The sequence below is a fragment of the Sporosarcina sp. SG10008 genome, from assembly GCF_044569405.1.
Classification (GTDB): Bacteria; Bacillota; Bacilli; order Bacillales_A; family Planococcaceae; genus Sporosarcina; species Sporosarcina psychrophila.
Genome location: NZ_CP172607.1, coordinates 3,569,748 through 3,588,930, shown reverse-complemented (window position 1 = coordinate 3,588,930; position 19,183 = coordinate 3,569,748). Strand labels below are relative to the sequence as shown.

Genomic DNA, 19,183 nt, shown 5'->3' with positions numbered 1-19,183 from the left:
AGTAATTTTTGCTCGGATTGCATTTGATAATGCGATTCGGGCTTTTTTGCAGTTCTATATCGGTGGTGTTGAGCGACCCGTGCGTTGTGAAGTTGCGTTTAGACGTTGTTAACTTTATTTAAAGTGTTGTCTAGTTCTTCAAAAGCGTTGTTTAGTGACCCGTGCGTTGTTAAGTTAGACAGAAGCGTTGTTAAGTTGCATTTAGGCGTTGTTAACTTAATTGAAAGTGTTGTTAAGTTCTAAAAAACCGGACCCTCACAAGGAGGATCCGGCTCATGTATCACTTTTTCAATTCATCTTTCTCAAAGCCTGCAATTTCATAATAATAATCGCCGATGACACGTAGTCCTTGGTCGAAGTTTTCCAAATGGAAGTGTTCGTTCGGTGCGTGGAAGTTTTCTGACGCAAGTCCGAAGCCCATCAAGACGACGGGTAATTCTAGTATTTCATCAAATGCTGCAACGATTGGAATTGATCCGCCACCACGTGTATAGGCAGTTGGTACATTGTAAACCTTTTCGTATGAACGTCCTGCAGCCTGAATTGCAGGGTGATCGAACGGTGTGATGAACGGTTTCCCTTTATCGAATTCGGTTACTGTAACAGTTACCCCTACTGGTTTATATTTTTCGATATGCGCTTTCAATTTCTCAATGATTTCATCTGGATCCTGGTCAGGAACTAAACGGCATGTAATTTTTGCGCCTGCTTCAGCCGGCAATACTGTTTTAATGCCTTCGCCTGAAAATCCGCCAAATACGCCGTTCACTTCAAGCGTAGGACGAGTCCATGTACGCTCAAGGTGTGAATATCCTCTTTCTCCGAACAGTTCTGTCACGCCAATTTCTTCTTTCAGTTCATCTTCATTGAAGCCAAGTGCTTGGTAGGCTTCGCGCTCTTCATCCAATAGAGGACGGACATTGTCGTAAAACCCTTCAATTGCAATCGTTCCTTCTTTGTCACGGAACGAGGCGAGAACTTCTGCAAGCGCATGAATCGGGTTTTGGACGCCTCCACCATATAAGCCGGAGTGAAGATCGCTTTTCGCACCTTGCACGTCGATTTGTACGCCGCACAGACCTCGAAGTCCGTAGCAAACTGCAGGTTGTCCAGGTCCTTGCATGCCTGTATCAGAAATGACGATGACGTCAGCCGCGAGCTTGTCTTTGTTGGCCTCAATGTATTTTTCGAGATTTGGACTGCCAATCTCTTCTTCACCTTCAATGATGAACTTCACATTGACTGGTAAACCGCCTGTCTTTTGCATAAGTGCTTCAACGGCTTTCACATGCATGAATACTTGTCCTTTATCATCACTGGCGCCGCGCGCATATAATTTGTTATCACGAACTTCGGGTTCGAATGGTCCAGTTTCCCATAAATTCAGCGGGTCAACCGGCTGGACGTCGTAATGACCATAGACTAGAATTGTCGGTTTTCCTTCTGCGTGGAGCCAATCGCCGTAAACAACAGGCTGTCCGTCTGTTTCGTCGATTGAAAGGTTTTCAAGTCCTGCTTCTTTGAATGAATTCAGCAACCACTCAGCAGCCTGTTGCATATCGTTTTTATGTTCGGATAAAGCACTAATACTTGGAATACGGAGGAAGTCTTTTAATTGTCCAAGATGTTCGTCCCGTTGTTCTTTAAAATACTCGTCAAGCGTCTCTAAATGATTCAACACAATCCCTCATTTCAAATAATTTCGTGAATAGAAATAGTATAGCAGATGATGTAGATAGTGAGTAAGAAAGACGAACGCAAATATGAATAATATGGTATGCTGTTTGAAAGTTATTAATTGGCTGAATATATAAATATGAAATTATTTCCGGGAGGAATCGCTTTTGTTTATAGCACTTGGATTATCTTTATTCCTGTCTTTTTACTTGTCAGGAAGTGAAACAGCACTTACAGCAGTAAACAGGAGAAAGGTCCAGTTTCGAGCAGATCAGGGAGACAGGCATGCGATTAAGCTGCAGAAACTGATTTCGAAACCGGACCGTATGATTACAGCAATACTTATCGGGAATAATACTGCGAATATTCTAATGCCAACTTTAGTTACAATGATAGCAATCGACAAGGGGCTAAGCGTCGGAATCTGGACCGGAATTCTGACGGTTATTATCATTGTCTTCGGCGAAGTATTGCCAAAAACGATTGCAGCGACATTTTCCGAGCGAGTCGCTTATATGGTTACACCGTCAATTACACTGCTTGTGAAGTTACTAACACCTTTGACGGCTTTACTTGGTCTTTTCACAAATATATTCATCCGCATCATCTCGAAAGGGGCTGTAACGAAAGCTACGCTCACAAAAGATGACCTCCGTTCGATGGTTGACATTGCTTCTATAGAAGGAACGTTTGAGATGGACGAATCGAATCGGTTGAAGGAAGTACTCGACTTTGCGGAAAAAGATGTGTCCGACGTCCTTGAAACTCATCGTATGGATATCATCGGATTACCGATTGAAGCGACGTATGAAGAAGTTCGCGACACAATTTTGGAGCATTCTTACACGCGTTATCCTGTCTACGAAGAAAGTATGGATACGATTTTAGGTGTATTTTATTCGAAAATGTTAATCAAATGGTCGATTGATCCTGAACAGACTCTTGGTGATTTAATTGACCGCAATACGTTTTACGTAGTGCAGTCTGCTAGCGTTGAAAAAGTATTCAAAATGATGCTGTCGAAAAAGAAACATATGGCAATCGTTCTGGATGAATACGGTGGAACGCTAGGTATGATAACGCATGAAGATATTATCGAAGAAATGATTGGCCAGGACATTGAGGATGAGACAGATGATGATGAAGAAGAACTTGTCTATGAAAAGACTGATACTAGGTTAATCTGTCATGGCAGGCTTGAAATCGTGGATGCGATGGAGTTACTCGATATTGAATTGCCAATGGATCATGAGACGCTTGGAGGATTTGTACTGCAAGAGCTTGGTCACGTTCCAGAAGAAGGCGAACGCTTTACATACGATCATCTGCGTTTTGAAATCGAGGAGATGGAACGCAACCGGATTATCCGTATGACAATTACAATCAGTGAAGGTAAAAACTGATTAACATGCATATCCCTGTAATCGAGTAAAACGGTTACGGGGATATTTTTTGTCTAGCGTCCAGGCGTTCGATACACAGAGGCTCACAGGATGTATTCCCTCGAAAAGTTGCCTTTCGCTTTTCAAGCTTACACGTTTGTAAGTATACTGAAAGAGAATACGATGGTTTGAAAGGTCCCGATTGCCGATAATGAGAACAACAGGTAGAAGACGGGGGCGTTATGTTATGAACAAAAATCTAAATGGGTTGTATGAAGAATATGGCCGTTACATATATCATTTATGTCTTAAATTAACACGTAATAAAGAGGAAGCAGAAGATCTTATGCAAGATGTATGGGTGAAAGTCGTTCGCTACAACGATCGGATGGATAGTGTCGACCATATGAAAGCATGGCTTACAACAATCTGTATGAACACATTCCGAGATCGTTACCGCAAAGACGTCAGAAGAAGCAAGCATGTGATGAACCAGCCGGAAACGCTCGATGTGCCGATTCTTGATCTTGTTCCGAGTGATAGTTTGACACCTGCGGAATTGCTAGAGCAAAATGACATTCAATCAATTGTTCAGCAAAAAATTGGTGAACTTGATGTTATTTACAGAAAAACAATTGAGTATTTCTATGTACATCAATATTCTTTGATTGAGATTGCAGAAGTAATGAAGGTCTCAATTGGTACGGTTAAATCACGGCTATTCCGCGCGAAAAAGTATTTGAAAGAACTGATGATTGCAGATACAGCAGTGCACGAATACGTCACTGCATAAGAGCGCAGCCAAAGGAGGCTGTGTTTTTTGTTTGTAAAAAAGTAATAGAGGGAAATTAGATAAATAGATTGGCATGTTTGAATAGGGATGGTTGTGTGTTGAAAAAGAACAAAAAGAAAGGCTGGAGCAAACGTAAGCGAATTATAGTGATAGTGCTGTCAGTGTATGCTCTTTTTTATATAGGTGTTGTTTTACTGAATACATTTAAAAAACTCCCCGAAGGAATTTCATACGAAGGTGATTTGCACTGGACTGACGAAGTTGATATGTTTACGGACTTGACCTATGCACAAAACAAAGACGGGGACAACATGGTGCATGAGTTGGAGATTTTCGATGAAGTCTACGCGATGATCGACCGGGCTGAGCAATTTATCGTGCTCGATTATTTCCTATTCGATCATTATTACGATGAAGACATAGAATTCCCGAAAATCGCACAAACAATGACAAAGAAACTGGTGGAGAAAAAACAGCAACATCCTGATATGCCGATTATTTTTATTACAGATCCGTTGAATACAGGATACGGTTCTTATGAAACAAAATGGTTCACAAAGATGGAAGATGCGGGAATCGAAGTCATCTACACTGATTTGGATCCGCTCCGCGATTCAATTCCAGTTTATTCTGGTTTATACAGGACGATATTCCGCTGGTTGGATATTGAGAAAACGAGCTGGATTGCAAACGCTATGTCAAGCGAAGCACCTAAAATGACGTTGGCTTCTTACATTACGTTACTGAATGTCAAGGCGAACCACCGCAAGACCGTTGTAACAGATAAAGAAGCACTGGTATCATCAGGAAATCCGCATAACGCTAGCGGTTTTCACGGTAATGTGGCATTGAAGGTGAAAGGCAGTGTACTGAACGATATTTTAGAGGCGGAAGAAGCGGTCGTCAACTATACGAATGGTGGAAAATTACCACGCGTAGAAGTGCCGGAACAAAACGGGGGAAACTATGCCGTCCAATATTTGACGGAGAAGAAAATCTTGGATGGGCTTCTTGGAGATATTGCGAAAGCGCAAGAAGGGGATACAATTCGAATTGGGATGTTCTTCATTGCAAAACGTGATCTTGTCAATGCACTTATCGATGCTGCGAACCGCGGCGTCGATGTGAAAATGATTTTAGACCCGAATGAAAACTCCTTCGGTAAAGAAAAGTCTGGATTGCCGAACAGGCCGGTTGTACAGGAGATGCTGGAAGAAACGGATGGGAAAATTGATGTTCGCTGGTACAATACGGTTATTGGTCAATACCATACAAAACTCGTGGTTGTTCAGACAGCTAAAGAAACCTACATTGCGAACGGCTCTGCTAATTTAACTGAGCGCACGCTCGATAATTATAATCTAGAAGCCAATCTGCGGATCATTGCTCCGAATGACAGCGAGTTAACTAAAGAGATAGATACATACTTTAGTAGACTATGGAACAATGAGGATGCGCTGTACACGCTTGACGTGGAAGAATTTCAAGATGGATTCACTTTCTTCCAACGAGGTATTTATGGTTTACAGAAATTGTTGAAAATGACGACTTATTGAAGTGGGCAATAATTTTATGGCTGGTTTTTGAGTTGATATAGTTGGTTAGATAGGATATATAGTCGGTTTGCCAGCAGTTATAGTCGAATGGAAAAATGCCACACTTGTTGAATACCAAAAAGTAACCAGTGAATAACATGAACACTAACTGGTCGCTACGTGTATAGTCGATTTTGGATTGCTTTGGATTGGATGACTTCTATACGATTACCGAGATGTCTGGATATGTAGGGTGTTCCTTCATCCGTTGCGCACCAAATGGATCAGTACACGAAGTGCTAAAGCTTTTTGGGACGAAAGAATAGAGGGGCATCTACCTGGATAAAAGCCGCCAAAGATGCAATTTTGGCGGCTGAAATATTCTTTAGGGTTTGCTCATTTTTACTAGTAAAGAAGTGTTACTTTCTATAAAATAACACATGATTACATGCATACTCTTTGCTAATAGTAAGCAAGGAACGCATTGTTAACGTGCAAGAGTGCCCGAAATTGTATCTTCGGGCATTTACAATCCCTATAGAAAGTTATCTATTCGCTTCTTTCAAACATAACTGCATTTTTCACTTGAACATTGTAGGTACACGACAGGCAACTATTCGCAACAGGGTTACCGAAAAAAGTGTGGCTAGAAATGACTGAGTCACTTCTAGCCACACATGACTCACGGTAAATATGTCGTGATTAGTTCGCCGAAAGCGAACCGGAAATGATCCAGTGAAAATGGATTCTTCCAAGCCCTACTCACCAGTATTTTATGCAAATAGATGGTTAATCAACAGACGTGGAAAAATGCATAACAAAAAGGCTATCCTTTGTCCCGGATAGCCTTTTTGTTCATTCAAATTCAGCAAGTTGCTTGTTCAGTTCTGCGAGGCTTTCTTCCAACGTTGCAAGACGCAGTTCCGCTTTCTTGACGAAGCTGTCATTACCGGTCGATTCTAGCTTCTCGATATCACCTTGCAAACTGATATAGTCCATTTTGAGTTCCATGATTGCTGTTTCTACTTGACGTTTGTTCATCAGAAAAACACCTCAGCTTTTTTAAAAGTTAGAAAGTATAAGTTTTTTAACCTAGTGTCTAGACTCCAGCGCCTAGCCCCTGGGCCCACAGGACGTGGGTCATGCAGCTTTTGCGACAGGATGTCGCGATTCTAAGCTGCCTTCCTCTGTCGCTTCAGTCCTTAAGTTAAAGGCAAAGAGCGCCTTTATCTTAAGGCCCTCCAGCGCTTTTCGGGTCTACCAAGGCGCTTGCGCTTTTCCTTAGTGTAGCATATCGGACGTTTTTTTTCCTGCGCCGCCACTAGTATTGCGCTTCGGATACTCGAGGTAATAGCGTATCGCTTCGCATACAGCATCTTTTCCGTCCCCGAGCCCGAGTGCGGTTTGTCGTGCAATCGCTTTTTTGCGTAGCGGTTCGTGCAAGAGGGGTTCCATGATGGCGTTCAACAAACTCGATTGTTTTACTTTTCGACCGAGACCAAGATGAATGAAACCGTGCTGTTCTTTCGGAAAAGCAAGCCCCACTTCGAAATCATTCTGAGCGAGCACGACGCAAGGGATACCCATTACAGCGACTTCATAAGGCATGTAGCCAGAAGCGCATAAAATAATATCTGCTGCGGCGTAAATTTCGGCGTAGTTATACGGAGGCACCAATACGGTTGTATTCCGCCTTTCGAGTGCCATCATACGGATTGTACTTGTATCATGGGCATACTGTTCACCGATGAGAACGGTCACTTTGAGTGGGATTTGAAGTTGCATAATATGACGCAACGCCCGGTAGGTCAAGTTACCTTCATCCTCTTCGCCAAATGAAATCACTAAATGGGGAAGAGGTCCCAGTTGGGCTTTGCGAAGTCCAATGTGCTTAACTGAAGCCATTTGTTCGTCAGCAATGAAACTCTCTCGTCCAAGTACGTAATGATCTGGCGCACTATCATTCGATTCGACATACAATGTCTGGAATACGAGGTCAGCACATTTACCACCGTCGCCGAAATCATCGAAATGGATGATGGAGGGGACGAGTTCAGTTATTTTTTCAATCTCCTCTTGAATAGTAGAGCCGCTATCGCGGAGAAGTAGATCAGGTTTAATCGACGCGAGTGCCTGTAAAAATAGCGCATTGCTTGGGGTTGAAATTGCTTTAAATCCCTCGGGCACTGGCGGAGAATCCACTCCGCATAAGTATACGATATCTATTTCGTCAGCCAAGGCGTTTGTAATCATGGCTGCTCTGCGTGCGGGGTATGTCCCTTTTCCGTCCGACCTGGAAATATGGATGGCGACTGTTTTCTTTTGTTGTCCGTCTATTGGAATCACCCTTTCTTGCTAGATTGTTCAATTCATCCCTATAACCTTATGTATTGACCGATTGGGATATGTCTATTTCTAGTGGACTGAAACTGCCAGTATGGTAAACTAACATTATTTCCATTTGGGGAACGGAGTGATTCCATTGTTCGATTCACTATTATTCGAGTTAATGCTTGTTGTCTTAATCGGGATTTTATCGCAATGGACAGCTTGGAAATTTCGGATGCCGGCAATTGTTGTCATGTCTGTTGCAGGACTTCTCGTCGGCCCCATTTTCGGTCTTATTAACCCTAAGGAGAGTATGGGAGATCTATTTGGTCCAATTATTACGTTTGCCGTGGCAATTATTTTGTTTGAAGGCAGTTTGAATCTTGATTTTAAAGAAATTAAAGGCTTTAGTAAGCCGATAGCTCGTATTGTAACCGTTGGGGCATTCATTGCATGGATTGCCGGGGCGCTTGCAGCACACTATTTAGCGGGACTTTCTTGGGCAGTTGCCTTTGTAATCGGTGGTCTGTTCATTGTTACGGGACCTACCGTTATCTTGCCGCTATTGAGGCAGGCGAAGCTGAAACCGCGTCCAGCCGCAATCTTGAAATGGGAATCGATTGTTGTTGATCCGTTTGGTGCATTGCTTGCGGTATTCGCTTTTGAGTTCATCAAATTTTTGAATAGCCAAGTGACATTGAATGCGTTGCTGTTGTTCTTTGCAGCATCTATATTTGCGGTACTCCTTGGCTGGGGGGCTGCCCGGGTCATTGGAAGTGCGTTCGAGCGCGGCGGTATTCCAGAATTTCTGAAAGCGCCGGTACTCTTTGCGGTCGTCTTATTCACATTTGTTTTCGCGGATGAAATCATGCATGAGACGGGGTTGCTTGCGGTAACTGCAATGGGGATGACAATGGCGAATATGCGCATGACGTCGATGCATGACATACGACAATTCAAAGAGAATATTTCCGTTCTTCTTATTTCAGGTATATTTGTCATGTTGACGGCGTCACTTAATCCGCAAATTCTCATCGAAATTTTTAATCTGAATATTATCTTGTATGTCTTGGCGATGCTAGTTATCGTCAGGCCGTTATCGATTTGGCTTGCAACAATTAATACGGAGTTAAACATCCGTGAAAAGATTCTAATAGGATGGATTGCACCAAGGGGAATTGTGGCTCTAACTGTTTCAGGCTATTTCGCGACGATTCTACTCGACAATGGCTACAAGGACGCAGAACTATTGACGGCGCTGACATTCGCACTGGTATTCTCCACAGTGGTCTTACATGGATTTTCGATTGGCTTCTTGGCTAAGAAGCTGAATCTAACAACAACGGACGAATCAGGTGTACTTCTCGTTGGGGGCACCCGATTCGCCGCAGAGCTTGCCCAATCGGTGAAAGAAACCGGCAATGATGTGCTGCTCATCGATCAGTCTTGGGCGGGACTATCACATGCTCGAAAGCTTGGACTCAATAGTTACGTTGGGGATATCCTATCGGAGCAAATCGACTATCATCTCGACTTGACGCCATATCGGTATATCCTCGCAATGACGAAGACCGATACGTACAATGCACATATTTGTTCAGACTTTGCACCACATCTCGGAAGTAATAACTTGTATCAGACGGTATTTCACGTCGGGAACGAAGCTAATGAATTCACGATAACGGGAGGACAGTCGTTGTTCTCACCTGCCATTTCAATCTATGATTTGGAAGAGCGGATGAACGCTGGGCATGGTATTCGTAAAACGGTAATTACAAAACAATATAGTTACACACAATATTTACGTGAGCGGGATGACAAATTGATTTTGCTTTACATTTTACGTGCTGACGGCACAATTGAATTCTTCACACCAAGAATTGAACCACAGGCCTTCGCGGGTGATGCAATTATCGCGCTCACATCACCTGTGAAAACAATTGAACGGGTGAAAGAGCGTCTGGATGGAGTGAACGGTGAAACGTCGATATCCTATGAAAAAGTAGAAGATTTATTTACGAGGGAAGAAAAGCAGGTAAAGCCGGTTATTCCGGGAGATGCACCACTTTCTGCGAAATGAATGGAGTACCAAGTGGCTGACTAAGATCTGTAACAGGCAGATGGCCATTGCTTTTGATACATTGAACACCAATCGTAAAATATGAAATTGATGCAATTCCCTTAATCGGATTTTCCGGTTAGGGGGATTTTTTACGCCAAGGGCTGTATTCATTCGCCCGACATGCATCCAATCGCGTTCTCCCGTATAATCGATGTATGAAGAAGGGGGATTTACCTATGTCTAAATCACTTGTATTAGCTGAAAAGCCATCCGTAGCTCGCGATATCGCACGGGTACTCGGCTGCAATAAAAAAGGAAATGGATTTCTTGAAGGCACCAATTATATCGTGACGTGGGCGCTGGGCCATCTAGTGACACATGCGGATCCAGAAGGCTATGGCAATGAATTCAAGGAATGGAAACTTGAACATTTACCGATTATTCCAGCGCCGTTCAAACTGGTACCCATCCGTCAGACGATGAAACAGTTTAATGCGGTTAAAGCACAGCTTCTGCGCAACGATGTAAAAGATATTATCATCGCGACGGATGCGGGGCGCGAAGGAGAACTTGTTGCACGCTGGATTCTAGAACAGGCGAAAGTTCGCAAGCCTGTTAAACGGTTGTGGATTTCATCGGTCACCGATAAAGCGATTAAAGATGGTTTCAACAACTTGAAAGACGGCCGCGCTTATGAAAACTTATATCAGGCAGCAGTAGCCCGTGCAGAAGCAGACTGGGTTGTCGGCATTAATGCAACGCGTGCGCTGACCGTTAAATACAATGCCCAACTTTCAACGGGACGTGTTCAAACTCCGACACTTGCTATGATTGCAGAACGTGAGCATCAAATCCGTGATTTTAAGCCGAGATCATTCTACGGTATGCAAGCATTGACGGAAACCGCGAAGTTTACATGGCACGATAAAGCGGGTCAAACGCAGTCGTTCGATAAAGAACAGGTTGAAAAGTTACTTGAGAAAATTGACGGGGTTCATGCTGGAAAAGTGATAGAAGTAAAAACGACACCGAAGTCACAGCCAGCACCGCATTTATTTGATTTAACAGAGCTCCAGAAAGAAGCGCACCGTCGTTGGTCGTGGTCAGCGAAAGAGACGCTGTCGACATTGCAAAATTTATATGAGCGCCATAAAGCGGTGACGTACCCGCGTACCGATTCGAAACATCTGACATCAGATATGGAAAGCACGTTGAAAGAGCGCATTAAAGCTGTGGATATTGGTCCATATCGTAAAGCGACCAACTCACTTCTGCGTGCTGGCACTGTTAAACCGCAGAAAGGCGTCATTGATGACAAACGTGTATCAGATCATCATGCCATCATTCCTACCGAGGAAACGCCAATTCTTCAAAACTTATCTGATAAGGAACAACGTTTATATGATTTAATCGTCAAACGTTTTTTAGCTGTCTTCTTCGGTCCGTTCCGTTATGACCAAGTAACCGCTGAACTCGCAGTTGGCGGGGAGACATTCAAAGCAAAAGGGCGTACTGTTACGGATGAAGGCTGGAAAAAAGTTTATTCGACAGAGGAAGAAGAGCTAGACACGGATACACTTCCACCATTTACAAAAGGTGAAGAAGTGAAAATTCAAGCCATCGTTATGACGAACGGTCAAACAAAACCGCCTGCTCGATTCAATGAAGGAACTTTGCTTGCAGCGATGGAAAATCCTTCGCAGTTCATGCAGGGGGAATCAAAAGAACTTATCAAAACGATTGGTGAAACAGGCGGACTCGGAACAGTTGCAACGCGTGCAGATGTCATTGAGCGGCTATTCAACTCGTTTGTTATGGAGAAAAAAGGTAACGATATTTACACGACATCTAAAGGACGCCAGTTGCTTGAGCTCGTTCCAGAAGATTTGAAATCACCAGCACTAACAGCAGAATGGGAACAAGGTCTAACAAAAATCGCGAATGGCCAGATGAAAAAAGAAGAATTCATGAAAAATATGATTGGCTTTTCGAGGCAAACCGTTACTGAAATTAAAACAGATGATAAAAAATATAAACATGATAATGTCACGGGGAAAGCGTGTCCAGATTGCGGTAAACTACTGTTAGAAGTGAACGGCAAACGTGGCAAAATGCTAGTTTGTCAGGACCGTGAGTGCGGTCATCGTAAAAACGTCTCAATGCTGACGAATGCCAGATGCCCAGTTTGTAAAAAGAAATTGGAGATGCGCGGGGAAGGCGACGGACGAATTTTTGTTTGTAAATGTGGTCACCGTGAGAAGTTATCGGCATTTGAGAAGCGTAAAGAAAACTCAGGCGGTAAGAAAGCCGATAAACGCGATGTTCAGAAGTACATGAAAAAACAAGGAGCACCGGAAGAGTTGGAGAATACGGCGATGGCAGATGCGCTAAAGAAACTATTCGATAAGTGATTCCTTTATAGCGCTTTCGTAGGGTTTATTCTTCAAAATGAATTGGGTATACTTGAGTTAATAGATTTATGCAAATACGACAGTGTGGAGGTGAAGTAAGATGAATGCCGTTATGACCCAAGCTATAGCAAGCGATCCTATACAACGATATGATGCAAGCAGGCGCAGGAATGCTGAAAGTGCTTATAATCGTAATGTGCAATACAATGGGCAGAATCAGAAAACGGTTGAAAATCTAGAGGCTTTGTTGATAGGTAAGAAAGAACCTGAAATCGATCAATCGAAGAGGCCTGAACCTCGGCAGCTTGGCGCAGGACAAATGAAGCAGATTGCGCTGCCGATTGGAACGACGCTTGAAGAGACGATTGCTAGTTGGAAAGATGTGCGGGCTGAAGCAATATCAGAACCGGAACCGACAACGGCGGATTATAATCTTGCAGCAACTGCATCAGCAAAAATTATGCGGACAGAAGCGCAGATCATATTGCACAACAGGGCTCAATCCGAAATTGACATTACCTCAGCACGTGAAGAAGCCGATACTGCAAAAATGGCATCCAAAGAACTTCCCTCCGATCTCGAGCGCGAAATACTCATTACGCAAAGACGGTACGAAAAGGCGATTTCATCTTATTCTTTTCAAGTTTTAATGAAACAGAAGGGATTTGAAATCGATCGGCCGAGCTTTTATAAAATTGCATGAACGGATACGGAAGGTCGCCTAGTAAATGGCGACCTTTTGTTGTTGGAAAGGTGAGATGAACGAATGGCAAAGCAAGGTAAGCAAGTAAAAACCAATGCAGTGCGGATTTTGGATGGGGAAAATGTAATCTACGAACTAATGGAATATGACGTAAACGATGGTTTGGTGGATGGGATTTCCGTCGCTGAAAAAACAGGACAAGCAGTGGATGTCGTTTATAAGACGCTCGTCACGATTGCAGGACCGCGTGAACTATTCATTTTTTTAGTGCCAGTAGCGGACGAACTTGATTTGAAAAAAGCGGCAAGAGCTGCTGAAGTGAAAAAGCTTGATATGCTACCGTTGAAAGAGCTGACGAAAGAAACGGGCTATGTGCGCGGAGGCTGTTCAGCTGTCGGGATGAAAAAGAAATACCCGACATTCATTGACAAATCAGCCGAAAGTCTCGACTCGATGATTGTTAGTGCGGGTAAACCAGGATTACAAATGAAACTGATTCCCGGAGAGTTGGCTAGGGTGACTGAAGCACTTTTTATCGACATAGTGAAAAGTTGACGGTCTGTATATAGGATAGAAGCCATGTTACAATGAATAGATTACAAGTAAGACATTCACGTTAGCTACGTGGGTGTCTTTTATTATTGCTAGCTACTTACACTATCATTAGGGAGAAGGACTTATATGAGAAAGATATTAATATGGAGATGGACATTCTTTTTGGTGGGTATGATGGTTCTGTCGCTAGGCATTTCAATGACGATTAAAGGTCAAAAACTTGGAATCGCCCCGTGGGATGTATTGCATGTCGGATTGTACAAAAACTTCGGCTTGACGATTGGAACATGGGGGATTATTTCAGGATTCATTATTATCATTTCAACTGCTGCTGTTTTGAAAGAATGGCCGCAGATTGGCACATGGCTGAATATGATTTTAATTGGACTCTTTATCGATTTATTCAACTGGCTGCTACCAGATATCACTTCGATGGGTGCGCAAATACTGATGTTCTCAGTGGGTGTAATTGTTATGGGGTATGGCGTTGGAATCTATATTTCACCAAATATCGGAGCGGGTCCGCGGGATAGTCTTATGCTCGTCTTTGTTAAAAAAACGGGAGCCAGCGTAAAAAAAGTTCGTACTACACTTGAAGTCATTGTCGCATTTATAGGCTGGTTATTCGGCGGTCCAATTGGAATTGGGACTGTGTTAATTGCTTTATTCTTGGGGCAAATTGCTCATTATACATTGCCACAATGCCGCAAGTTCTTGTTGAAAGTTATCGGCGAAGAGGAAGAAGACGCTTTATTTTAAATCGAAACTCATTAATTATTTTTAAGCATGTGCTTCGAGCCGTGCTTTTTTTTATTGTCTGAGCATACGTTAATCGTATGTACAGAAAGGATGATCGGTATGTATGGAACGATAACCCAATATATGGGGACAGCCTATACAGGTGCTGGTATCTCCCATAAATATGACAAACTAATTGCATCGGCTTCACAAACGTTTTTTCTGAAATGTCCACCGACAAACGCCATCTCAAACGTGTTGAATGAAGCTACTACGCATTACTTAAAGCGTGGCTATGACGTCGATCGATTCATGGATCCTGTGCAACCCGACAAAACAGATGCAATTTATGTTAAAGGACCGAACTTGCTTATTCTACAAGCGTCACATCCAGTTGCACTCGAACCAGCGGATATCGGTGGAAAGCACAAAGTGATCAGTTTTTACGATGTCTATGATGAAGTCAAGTTGGTTGGGCAAAATGGAATAATTGTGGAGAAATTAGCTGAGTCTGGAATTGCACTAGGCAAAGCATTGCAATCGCTAGCGGAAGCAAAAGATATTCATGACGATTGGGAGAAAGTGAATATCAGAAGGATGATGTGGGAGGTTCATGAAAACAAAATAGCATCATTAAAAGAAGAATTATTTGGAACAATCAAGCTGAATAAGGAAGCGGCTGTCTCGCACAGGCTAATCGGTTCATTGACATCTGGAGGAGCGCAAGATTTCATCCCATCCATTACGAAGCGTTTGGAACGGAGAATTCTTATTAAAGGCCTTCCGGGAACCGGGAAATCGACACTTATGAAAGCGCTTGGCTCCGAAGCGGAAAAGCGTGGATTTGACGTTCAATATGGCTGGTGTGGGCTGGATCCAGCGGGAGTCGATTTAGTTATTTTCCCTGAACTGTCGGTATGTCTTCTTGACGCAACGAATCCACATGTTTACGATGTGGAATATCCGGGGGATGAATTGCTGGACCTCGTGCATATGTGTGAGGAAGATGCAGAGGCGGAAAAGGAAATCAGTGTAATTCATGAAGCCTACACGGAGAAAATGCTTGACGCGGCTGGCTATATGCAGGCCTATGCACAAGCGGAAAATAGCATGAAAGCTACGATGGATACTGCGATTATGCCATCCGTTTTTGAAAAAAAATCGAAAATTCTTTCGGAACTAACTTAACAAGTATGCGCTTTATACTACGATTGGGCCGGTCGTATGCTAAAATGGGGGTATCATTTGTTTGAAAGGAAGATTACATTGTCAAAAAAACTCACTGCATTTTTACAGGAGAATCTAAAAGAACTTCGTGATCAAGGACTTTACAACGAAATTGACCCTATTGAAGGACCAAACGGCCCAATCATTAAAATTAAAGGAAAAGATCTTATTAACTTGTCTTCAAATAACTATCTGGGACTTGCAACAGACGAAGATTTGAAAAAATTGGCGATTGCCGCAACTGAAAAATACGGTGTCGGTGCAGGTGCAGTCCGTACAATCAATGGTACGCTCGATATCCACGTTCAGTTGGAAAAGAAGCTTGCTGAGTTCAAAGGAACGGAAGCTGCAATTTCTTATCAATCGGGCTTCAACTGTAATATGGCGGCAATTTCCGCTGTCATGACTAAAAAAGACGCGATTCTTTCGGATGAATTAAATCACGCATCTATTATCGACGGCTGCCGCCTTTCCGGTGCGAAAGTCATTCGTGTTAATCACCAAGATATGGACGACCTCCGTGCAAAAGCAAAAGAAGCAACGGAATCCGGCCTGTATGAAAAAGTGATGTACATTACGGATGGCGTGTTCTCGATGGACGGCAATATCGCCAACCTTCCTGAAGTTGTGAAAATCGCGAAGGAATTCGACTTGATCACTTATGTCGATGACGCGCACGGTTCAGGCGTTACTGGTAAAGGAAAAGGGACCGTCAAACATTTCGGTCTTGAAAAAGAGATTGACCTCCAAATGGGTACCCTATCGAAAGCAATCGGTGTTGTCGGCGGCTATGTTGCAGGAACGCAGGAATTGATTGACTGGCTGAAAGTTCGTTCACGTCCATTCTTATTTTCGACTGCACTTCCAGCAGGGGATGTCGCTGCGATTATGGGCGCATTGGACAAGATATCGGAATCCACAGAGCTGCATGATAAACTGTGGGAAAACGGTAATTACTTAAAAGCGGGGCTTAAGAAATTAGGTTTCAATATCGGTGCTTCTGAAACACCAATCACACCATGCATCATCGGCGAAGAGAAGCTGACACAACAATTTTCTAAACGTCTTGCGGAAGAAGGCGTCTATGCTAAATCAATCGTCTTCCCAACAGTCGCTAAAGGAAAAGGTCGCGTCCGCAACATGCCAACTGCAGCGCATACCAAAGAAATGATCGACGAAGCACTCGTCATTTACGAAAAAGTTGGTAAAGAACTGAATGTAATTTCATAAATTAACTAGGAATCCCGGATGGCTTGTATGCTGTCCGGGATTTTTTAGGGGTTAGAAGGATCGCTGTGGAGTCATGGCAAGCAATCACTTAATCAATCGACTGGACCTAAACTTGCATCCTTCAAGACAAATAGGAGAAAATGAAAAGAAAAAGGGGGAACCCTGATGACGTTTGAAGAAGTGATGAAGCAGCTTGAAGAATTCGGCAATGAACAAACGAAGACAACATTCTTGAATCATGGAGCATCCGAACCGTTTTTCGGTGTTCGTGTAGGCGATTTGAAGAAAATCTTAAAGTATATTAAGAAAGATCATGAGCTAGCGCTTCGACTTTATGACACTGGAAATTCGGATGCGATGTATCTCGCAGCGCTTGCAGTGGATCCAAAACTGATGACAGAGGATGATCTTCAGCGGTGGGTAGACGCGGCGAATTGGTATATGAATGCAGAATATGCAGTGGGATGGGTTGCAGCGGAGAGTCCAAATGCGCTTAAACTAGCAAGGGAATGGATTAGGTCTGACCGTGAAATGACGGCGGTTGCCGGTTGGAGCACTTATTCGAATTATATTACGTACGCAGGAGCGGATGAGCTGGACTTGAAAGAAATAAGTTCATTTTTACAAGAAATCTGTAACACCATTCATGAAGCGCCTAACCGAGTGCGCTATAATATGAATCAGTTCATCATTTGTGTAGGAGCCTATGTGCCTGAAATCCGTGATGAAGCAAAAAAAGTTGCAGAAGCAGTTGGGAAAGTACATGTCGATGTCGGAAATACTGCGTGTAAAGTTCCGCTTGCAACAGATTATATTGAGAAAGTACTAACACGCGGTGAACCGAAGAAAAAGAAAACGGTTCGCTGTTAATGAAAATTGAGTAATATCAACGAACAAGCACATACTTATACAAACAAAAAGCCCTTAACTTGGGGCTTTTTTCATTCGCTAAAATTAAAATCCACCTTTTATGAAGTAACATATATCGTTGCATGTTGAATTTATTTATCTCACCACCGTGAATCTTATATTTTACTTTAATTATAATGGAGAAGTTTGGTAGTAATTTGTAGAGGTTTAAAACAATGTTGTCTTTTCTAGGAGAACGTTTTATAATGAATTAAAGCTATAGAATCAGTGAAGTTATAAAAATATAATTTTCGTGTACTCTCCATAAATACAAATGTTTGAAAGCGGGGAATAATTAATAATGAAAAAAATCATGGTGACGGGTGCTCTAGGTCAAATCGGTTCAGAATTAATTACAAAGTTACGTTCAGAATATGGCACAGAGAACGTCTTGGCGACAGATATACGTCGCACGGATGCAGCAACAGATGGCCCATTTGAAATACTTGACGTGACAGATGCGAACAATATGCATGCGCTTGCAAAGGATTTCGGTGCAGATACGATGATGCACATGGCTGCATTATTATCTGCTAAAGCGGAAGATGAGCCATTATTTGCATGGAATCTCAATATGGGCGGTCTTATGAACGCACTTGAAGTATCGCGCGAGCTGGATATGCAGTTTTTCACACCAAGTTCAATTGGTGCATTCGGTCCTTCAACACCGAAAAAAGATACACCGCAAGACACATTGCAACGACCGACGACAATGTACGGTGTCAATAAAGTTGCAGGTGAATTACTATGCGATTACTATTTCCACAAATTCGGAATGGATACGCGCGGCGTTCGGTTCCCTGGGCTCATCTCGTATGTAGCGCAACCGGGCGGCGGAACGACGGATTACGCGGTCGATATTTACTACAAAGCACTTGAAGAAGGGAAATACACTTCTTATATTGCAGAAGGAACGCGCATGGATATGATGTATATGCCGGATGCGTTACAGGCGATTGTTGATTTAATGGAAGCAGATCCAACGAAACTGATTCACCGCAATGCATTTAATGTAACAGCGATGAGTTTTGAACCGTCTGAAATTGCGGCTTCTATAAAAAAACAGATTCCTACTTTTGAAATGGCATACGATGTAGATCCAGTACGCCAGGCGATTGCTGATAGCTGGCCAGATTCGATTGATCCAACAGCTGCTATAAATGAATGGGGCTTCAAAGCGAACTATGATTTGGATAAAATGACAGTGGACATGTTGTCGAAACTGAAAATTAAATTGAATGTGTAAAATAAAAGCCGCGGAAAATTTTCCGCGGCTTTTATTTTGGAATGAAAGATGGCACTTCCTTATCGAACCGATCATATCCTACGTCGACCGATCATAAGCTACGCTAACCGATCATAACCTACTTCGAACTGATCATATCCCACGCGAACCGATCATAACTCACGTGGACCGATCATAAGCTACGCGAACCGATCATATCCCACGTCGACCGATCATAAGCTACGCGAACCGATCATATCCCACGTCGACCGATCATAAGCTACGCTAACCGATCATACCCCACGCGAACCGATCACATCCTACGCCACCCGATCATATCCCACGCGAACCGATCATACCCCACGCGAACCGATCATAACCTACGCGAACCGATCACATCCCACACGA

General features: G+C 43.0%; 15 protein-coding genes. 12 read left to right on the top strand and 3 right to left on the bottom strand.

Features of this window, described 5'->3' with window-relative positions:
• Positions 1-280: 280 nt before the first annotated feature.
• Positions 281-1,678 (bottom strand): dipeptidase, encoded by a 1,398-nt coding sequence (locus ACGLYD_RS16810; RefSeq protein WP_399629383.1) that lies wholly within the window; start codon positions 1,676-1,678, stop codon positions 281-283.
• Positions 1,679-1,844: 166 nt separating this feature from the next.
• Between ACGLYD_RS16810 and ACGLYD_RS16805 the strand changes: the two genes are divergently transcribed.
• From ACGLYD_RS16805 to ACGLYD_RS16795, 3 genes are all read left to right on the top strand, one after another.
• The gene (locus ACGLYD_RS16805) at positions 1,845-3,080 is read left to right on the top strand and encodes a CNNM domain-containing protein (RefSeq protein WP_340766885.1); all 1,236 of its coding nucleotides are present in this window, start codon (positions 1,845-1,847) and stop codon (positions 3,078-3,080) included.
• 226 nt (positions 3,081-3,306) lie between these two features.
• Positions 3,307-3,852, top strand: coding sequence for an RNA polymerase sigma factor (locus ACGLYD_RS16800; RefSeq protein WP_067213306.1), 546 nt, complete (start codon positions 3,307-3,309; stop codon positions 3,850-3,852).
• A gap of 98 nt (positions 3,853-3,950) precedes the next feature.
• On the top strand, positions 3,951-5,408 hold the full coding sequence (locus tag ACGLYD_RS16795) for a phospholipase D family protein (RefSeq protein WP_399629379.1): 1,458 nt from the start codon (positions 3,951-3,953) through the stop codon (positions 5,406-5,408).
• Positions 5,409-6,242: 834 nt separating this feature from the next.
• Here ACGLYD_RS16795 and ACGLYD_RS16790 read toward each other — a convergent pair.
• Positions 6,243-6,428, bottom strand: coding sequence for an SE1832 family protein (locus tag ACGLYD_RS16790; RefSeq protein WP_067213302.1), 186 nt, complete (start codon positions 6,426-6,428; stop codon positions 6,243-6,245).
• Between the two features lie 240 nt (positions 6,429-6,668).
• Positions 6,669-7,733 (bottom strand): PseG/SpsG family protein, encoded by a 1,065-nt coding sequence (locus ACGLYD_RS16785; RefSeq protein WP_067213300.1) that lies wholly within the window; start codon positions 7,731-7,733, stop codon positions 6,669-6,671.
• A gap of 136 nt (positions 7,734-7,869) precedes the next feature.
• Between ACGLYD_RS16785 and ACGLYD_RS16780 the strand changes: the two genes are divergently transcribed.
• The 9 genes from ACGLYD_RS16780 to ACGLYD_RS16740 all read left to right on the top strand — a co-directional run bounded on the left by ACGLYD_RS16780 (position 7,870) and on the right by ACGLYD_RS16740 (position 18,796).
• On the top strand, positions 7,870-9,795 hold the full coding sequence (locus tag ACGLYD_RS16780; RefSeq protein ID WP_231885730.1) for a sodium:proton antiporter: 1,926 nt from the start codon (positions 7,870-7,872) through the stop codon (positions 9,793-9,795).
• A 218-nt stretch (positions 9,796-10,013) separates the two neighbouring features.
• Entirely contained in the window at positions 10,014-12,188 is a 2,175-nt protein-coding gene (locus ACGLYD_RS16775; RefSeq protein WP_067213297.1) for a DNA topoisomerase III, read from the top strand.
• Positions 12,189-12,288: 100 nt separating this feature from the next.
• On the top strand, positions 12,289-12,891 hold the full coding sequence (locus ACGLYD_RS16770) for a hypothetical protein (protein ID WP_067213296.1): 603 nt from the start codon (positions 12,289-12,291) through the stop codon (positions 12,889-12,891).
• 63 nt (positions 12,892-12,954) lie between these two features.
• Positions 12,955-13,446 carry a Cys-tRNA(Pro) deacylase gene (gene ybaK, locus ACGLYD_RS16765; RefSeq protein WP_067213293.1) on the top strand — a complete coding sequence of 164 codons (492 nt, stop codon included), beginning with the start codon at positions 12,955-12,957 and terminating at the stop codon, positions 13,444-13,446.
• Between the two features lie 126 nt (positions 13,447-13,572).
• Positions 13,573-14,205, top strand: a complete 633-nt coding sequence (locus ACGLYD_RS16760; protein WP_399629374.1) for a YitT family protein — start codon at positions 13,573-13,575, stop codon at positions 14,203-14,205.
• 99 nt (positions 14,206-14,304) lie between these two features.
• Positions 14,305-15,372, top strand: coding sequence for a hypothetical protein (locus tag ACGLYD_RS16755; RefSeq protein WP_067213289.1), 1,068 nt, complete (start codon positions 14,305-14,307; stop codon positions 15,370-15,372).
• Between the two features lie 36 nt (positions 15,373-15,408).
• Complete coding sequence (locus ACGLYD_RS16750) at positions 15,409-16,641, top strand: glycine C-acetyltransferase (protein WP_156476113.1); 1,233 nt, start codon at positions 15,409-15,411, stop codon at positions 16,639-16,641.
• A 165-nt stretch (positions 16,642-16,806) separates the two neighbouring features.
• Positions 16,807-17,511: a DNA alkylation repair protein gene (locus ACGLYD_RS16745; RefSeq protein ID WP_354311978.1), complete on the top strand. Its 705-nt coding sequence runs from the start codon at positions 16,807-16,809 to the stop codon at positions 17,509-17,511.
• Between the two features lie 340 nt (positions 17,512-17,851).
• The gene (locus ACGLYD_RS16740; RefSeq protein WP_187045955.1) at positions 17,852-18,796 is read left to right on the top strand and encodes an L-threonine 3-dehydrogenase; all 945 of its coding nucleotides are present in this window, start codon (positions 17,852-17,854) and stop codon (positions 18,794-18,796) included.
• The last annotated feature ends 387 nt before the right edge of the window (positions 18,797-19,183 follow it).

What these genes read in the sequence shown, in the direction of transcription:
- ACGLYD_RS16750 (WP_156476113.1), top strand. Translation starts at nt 15,409, where the DNA reads ATGCTAAAATGGGGGTATCATTTGTTTGAAAGGAAGATTACATTGTCA.
- ACGLYD_RS16755 (WP_067213289.1), top strand. Translation starts at nt 14,305, where the DNA reads ATGTATGGAACGATAACCCAATATATGGGGACAGCCTATACAGGTGCT.
- ACGLYD_RS16745 (WP_354311978.1), top strand. Translation starts at nt 16,807, where the DNA reads ATGACGTTTGAAGAAGTGATGAAGCAGCTTGAAGAATTCGGCAATGAA.
- ybaK (WP_067213293.1), top strand. Translation starts at nt 12,955, where the DNA reads ATGGCAAAGCAAGGTAAGCAAGTAAAAACCAATGCAGTGCGGATTTTG.
- ACGLYD_RS16740 (WP_187045955.1), top strand. Translation starts at nt 17,852, where the DNA reads ATGAAAAAAATCATGGTGACGGGTGCTCTAGGTCAAATCGGTTCAGAA.
- ACGLYD_RS16770 (WP_067213296.1), top strand. Translation starts at nt 12,289, where the DNA reads ATGAATGCCGTTATGACCCAAGCTATAGCAAGCGATCCTATACAACGA.
- ACGLYD_RS16790 (WP_067213302.1), bottom strand. Translation starts at nt 6,428, where the DNA reads ATGAACAAACGTCAAGTAGAAACAGCAATCATGGAACTCAAAATGGAC.
- ACGLYD_RS16775 (WP_067213297.1), top strand. Translation starts at nt 10,014, where the DNA reads ATGTCTAAATCACTTGTATTAGCTGAAAAGCCATCCGTAGCTCGCGAT.
- ACGLYD_RS16760 (WP_399629374.1), top strand. Translation starts at nt 13,573, where the DNA reads ATGAGAAAGATATTAATATGGAGATGGACATTCTTTTTGGTGGGTATG.
- ACGLYD_RS16800 (WP_067213306.1), top strand. Translation starts at nt 3,307, where the DNA reads ATGAACAAAAATCTAAATGGGTTGTATGAAGAATATGGCCGTTACATA.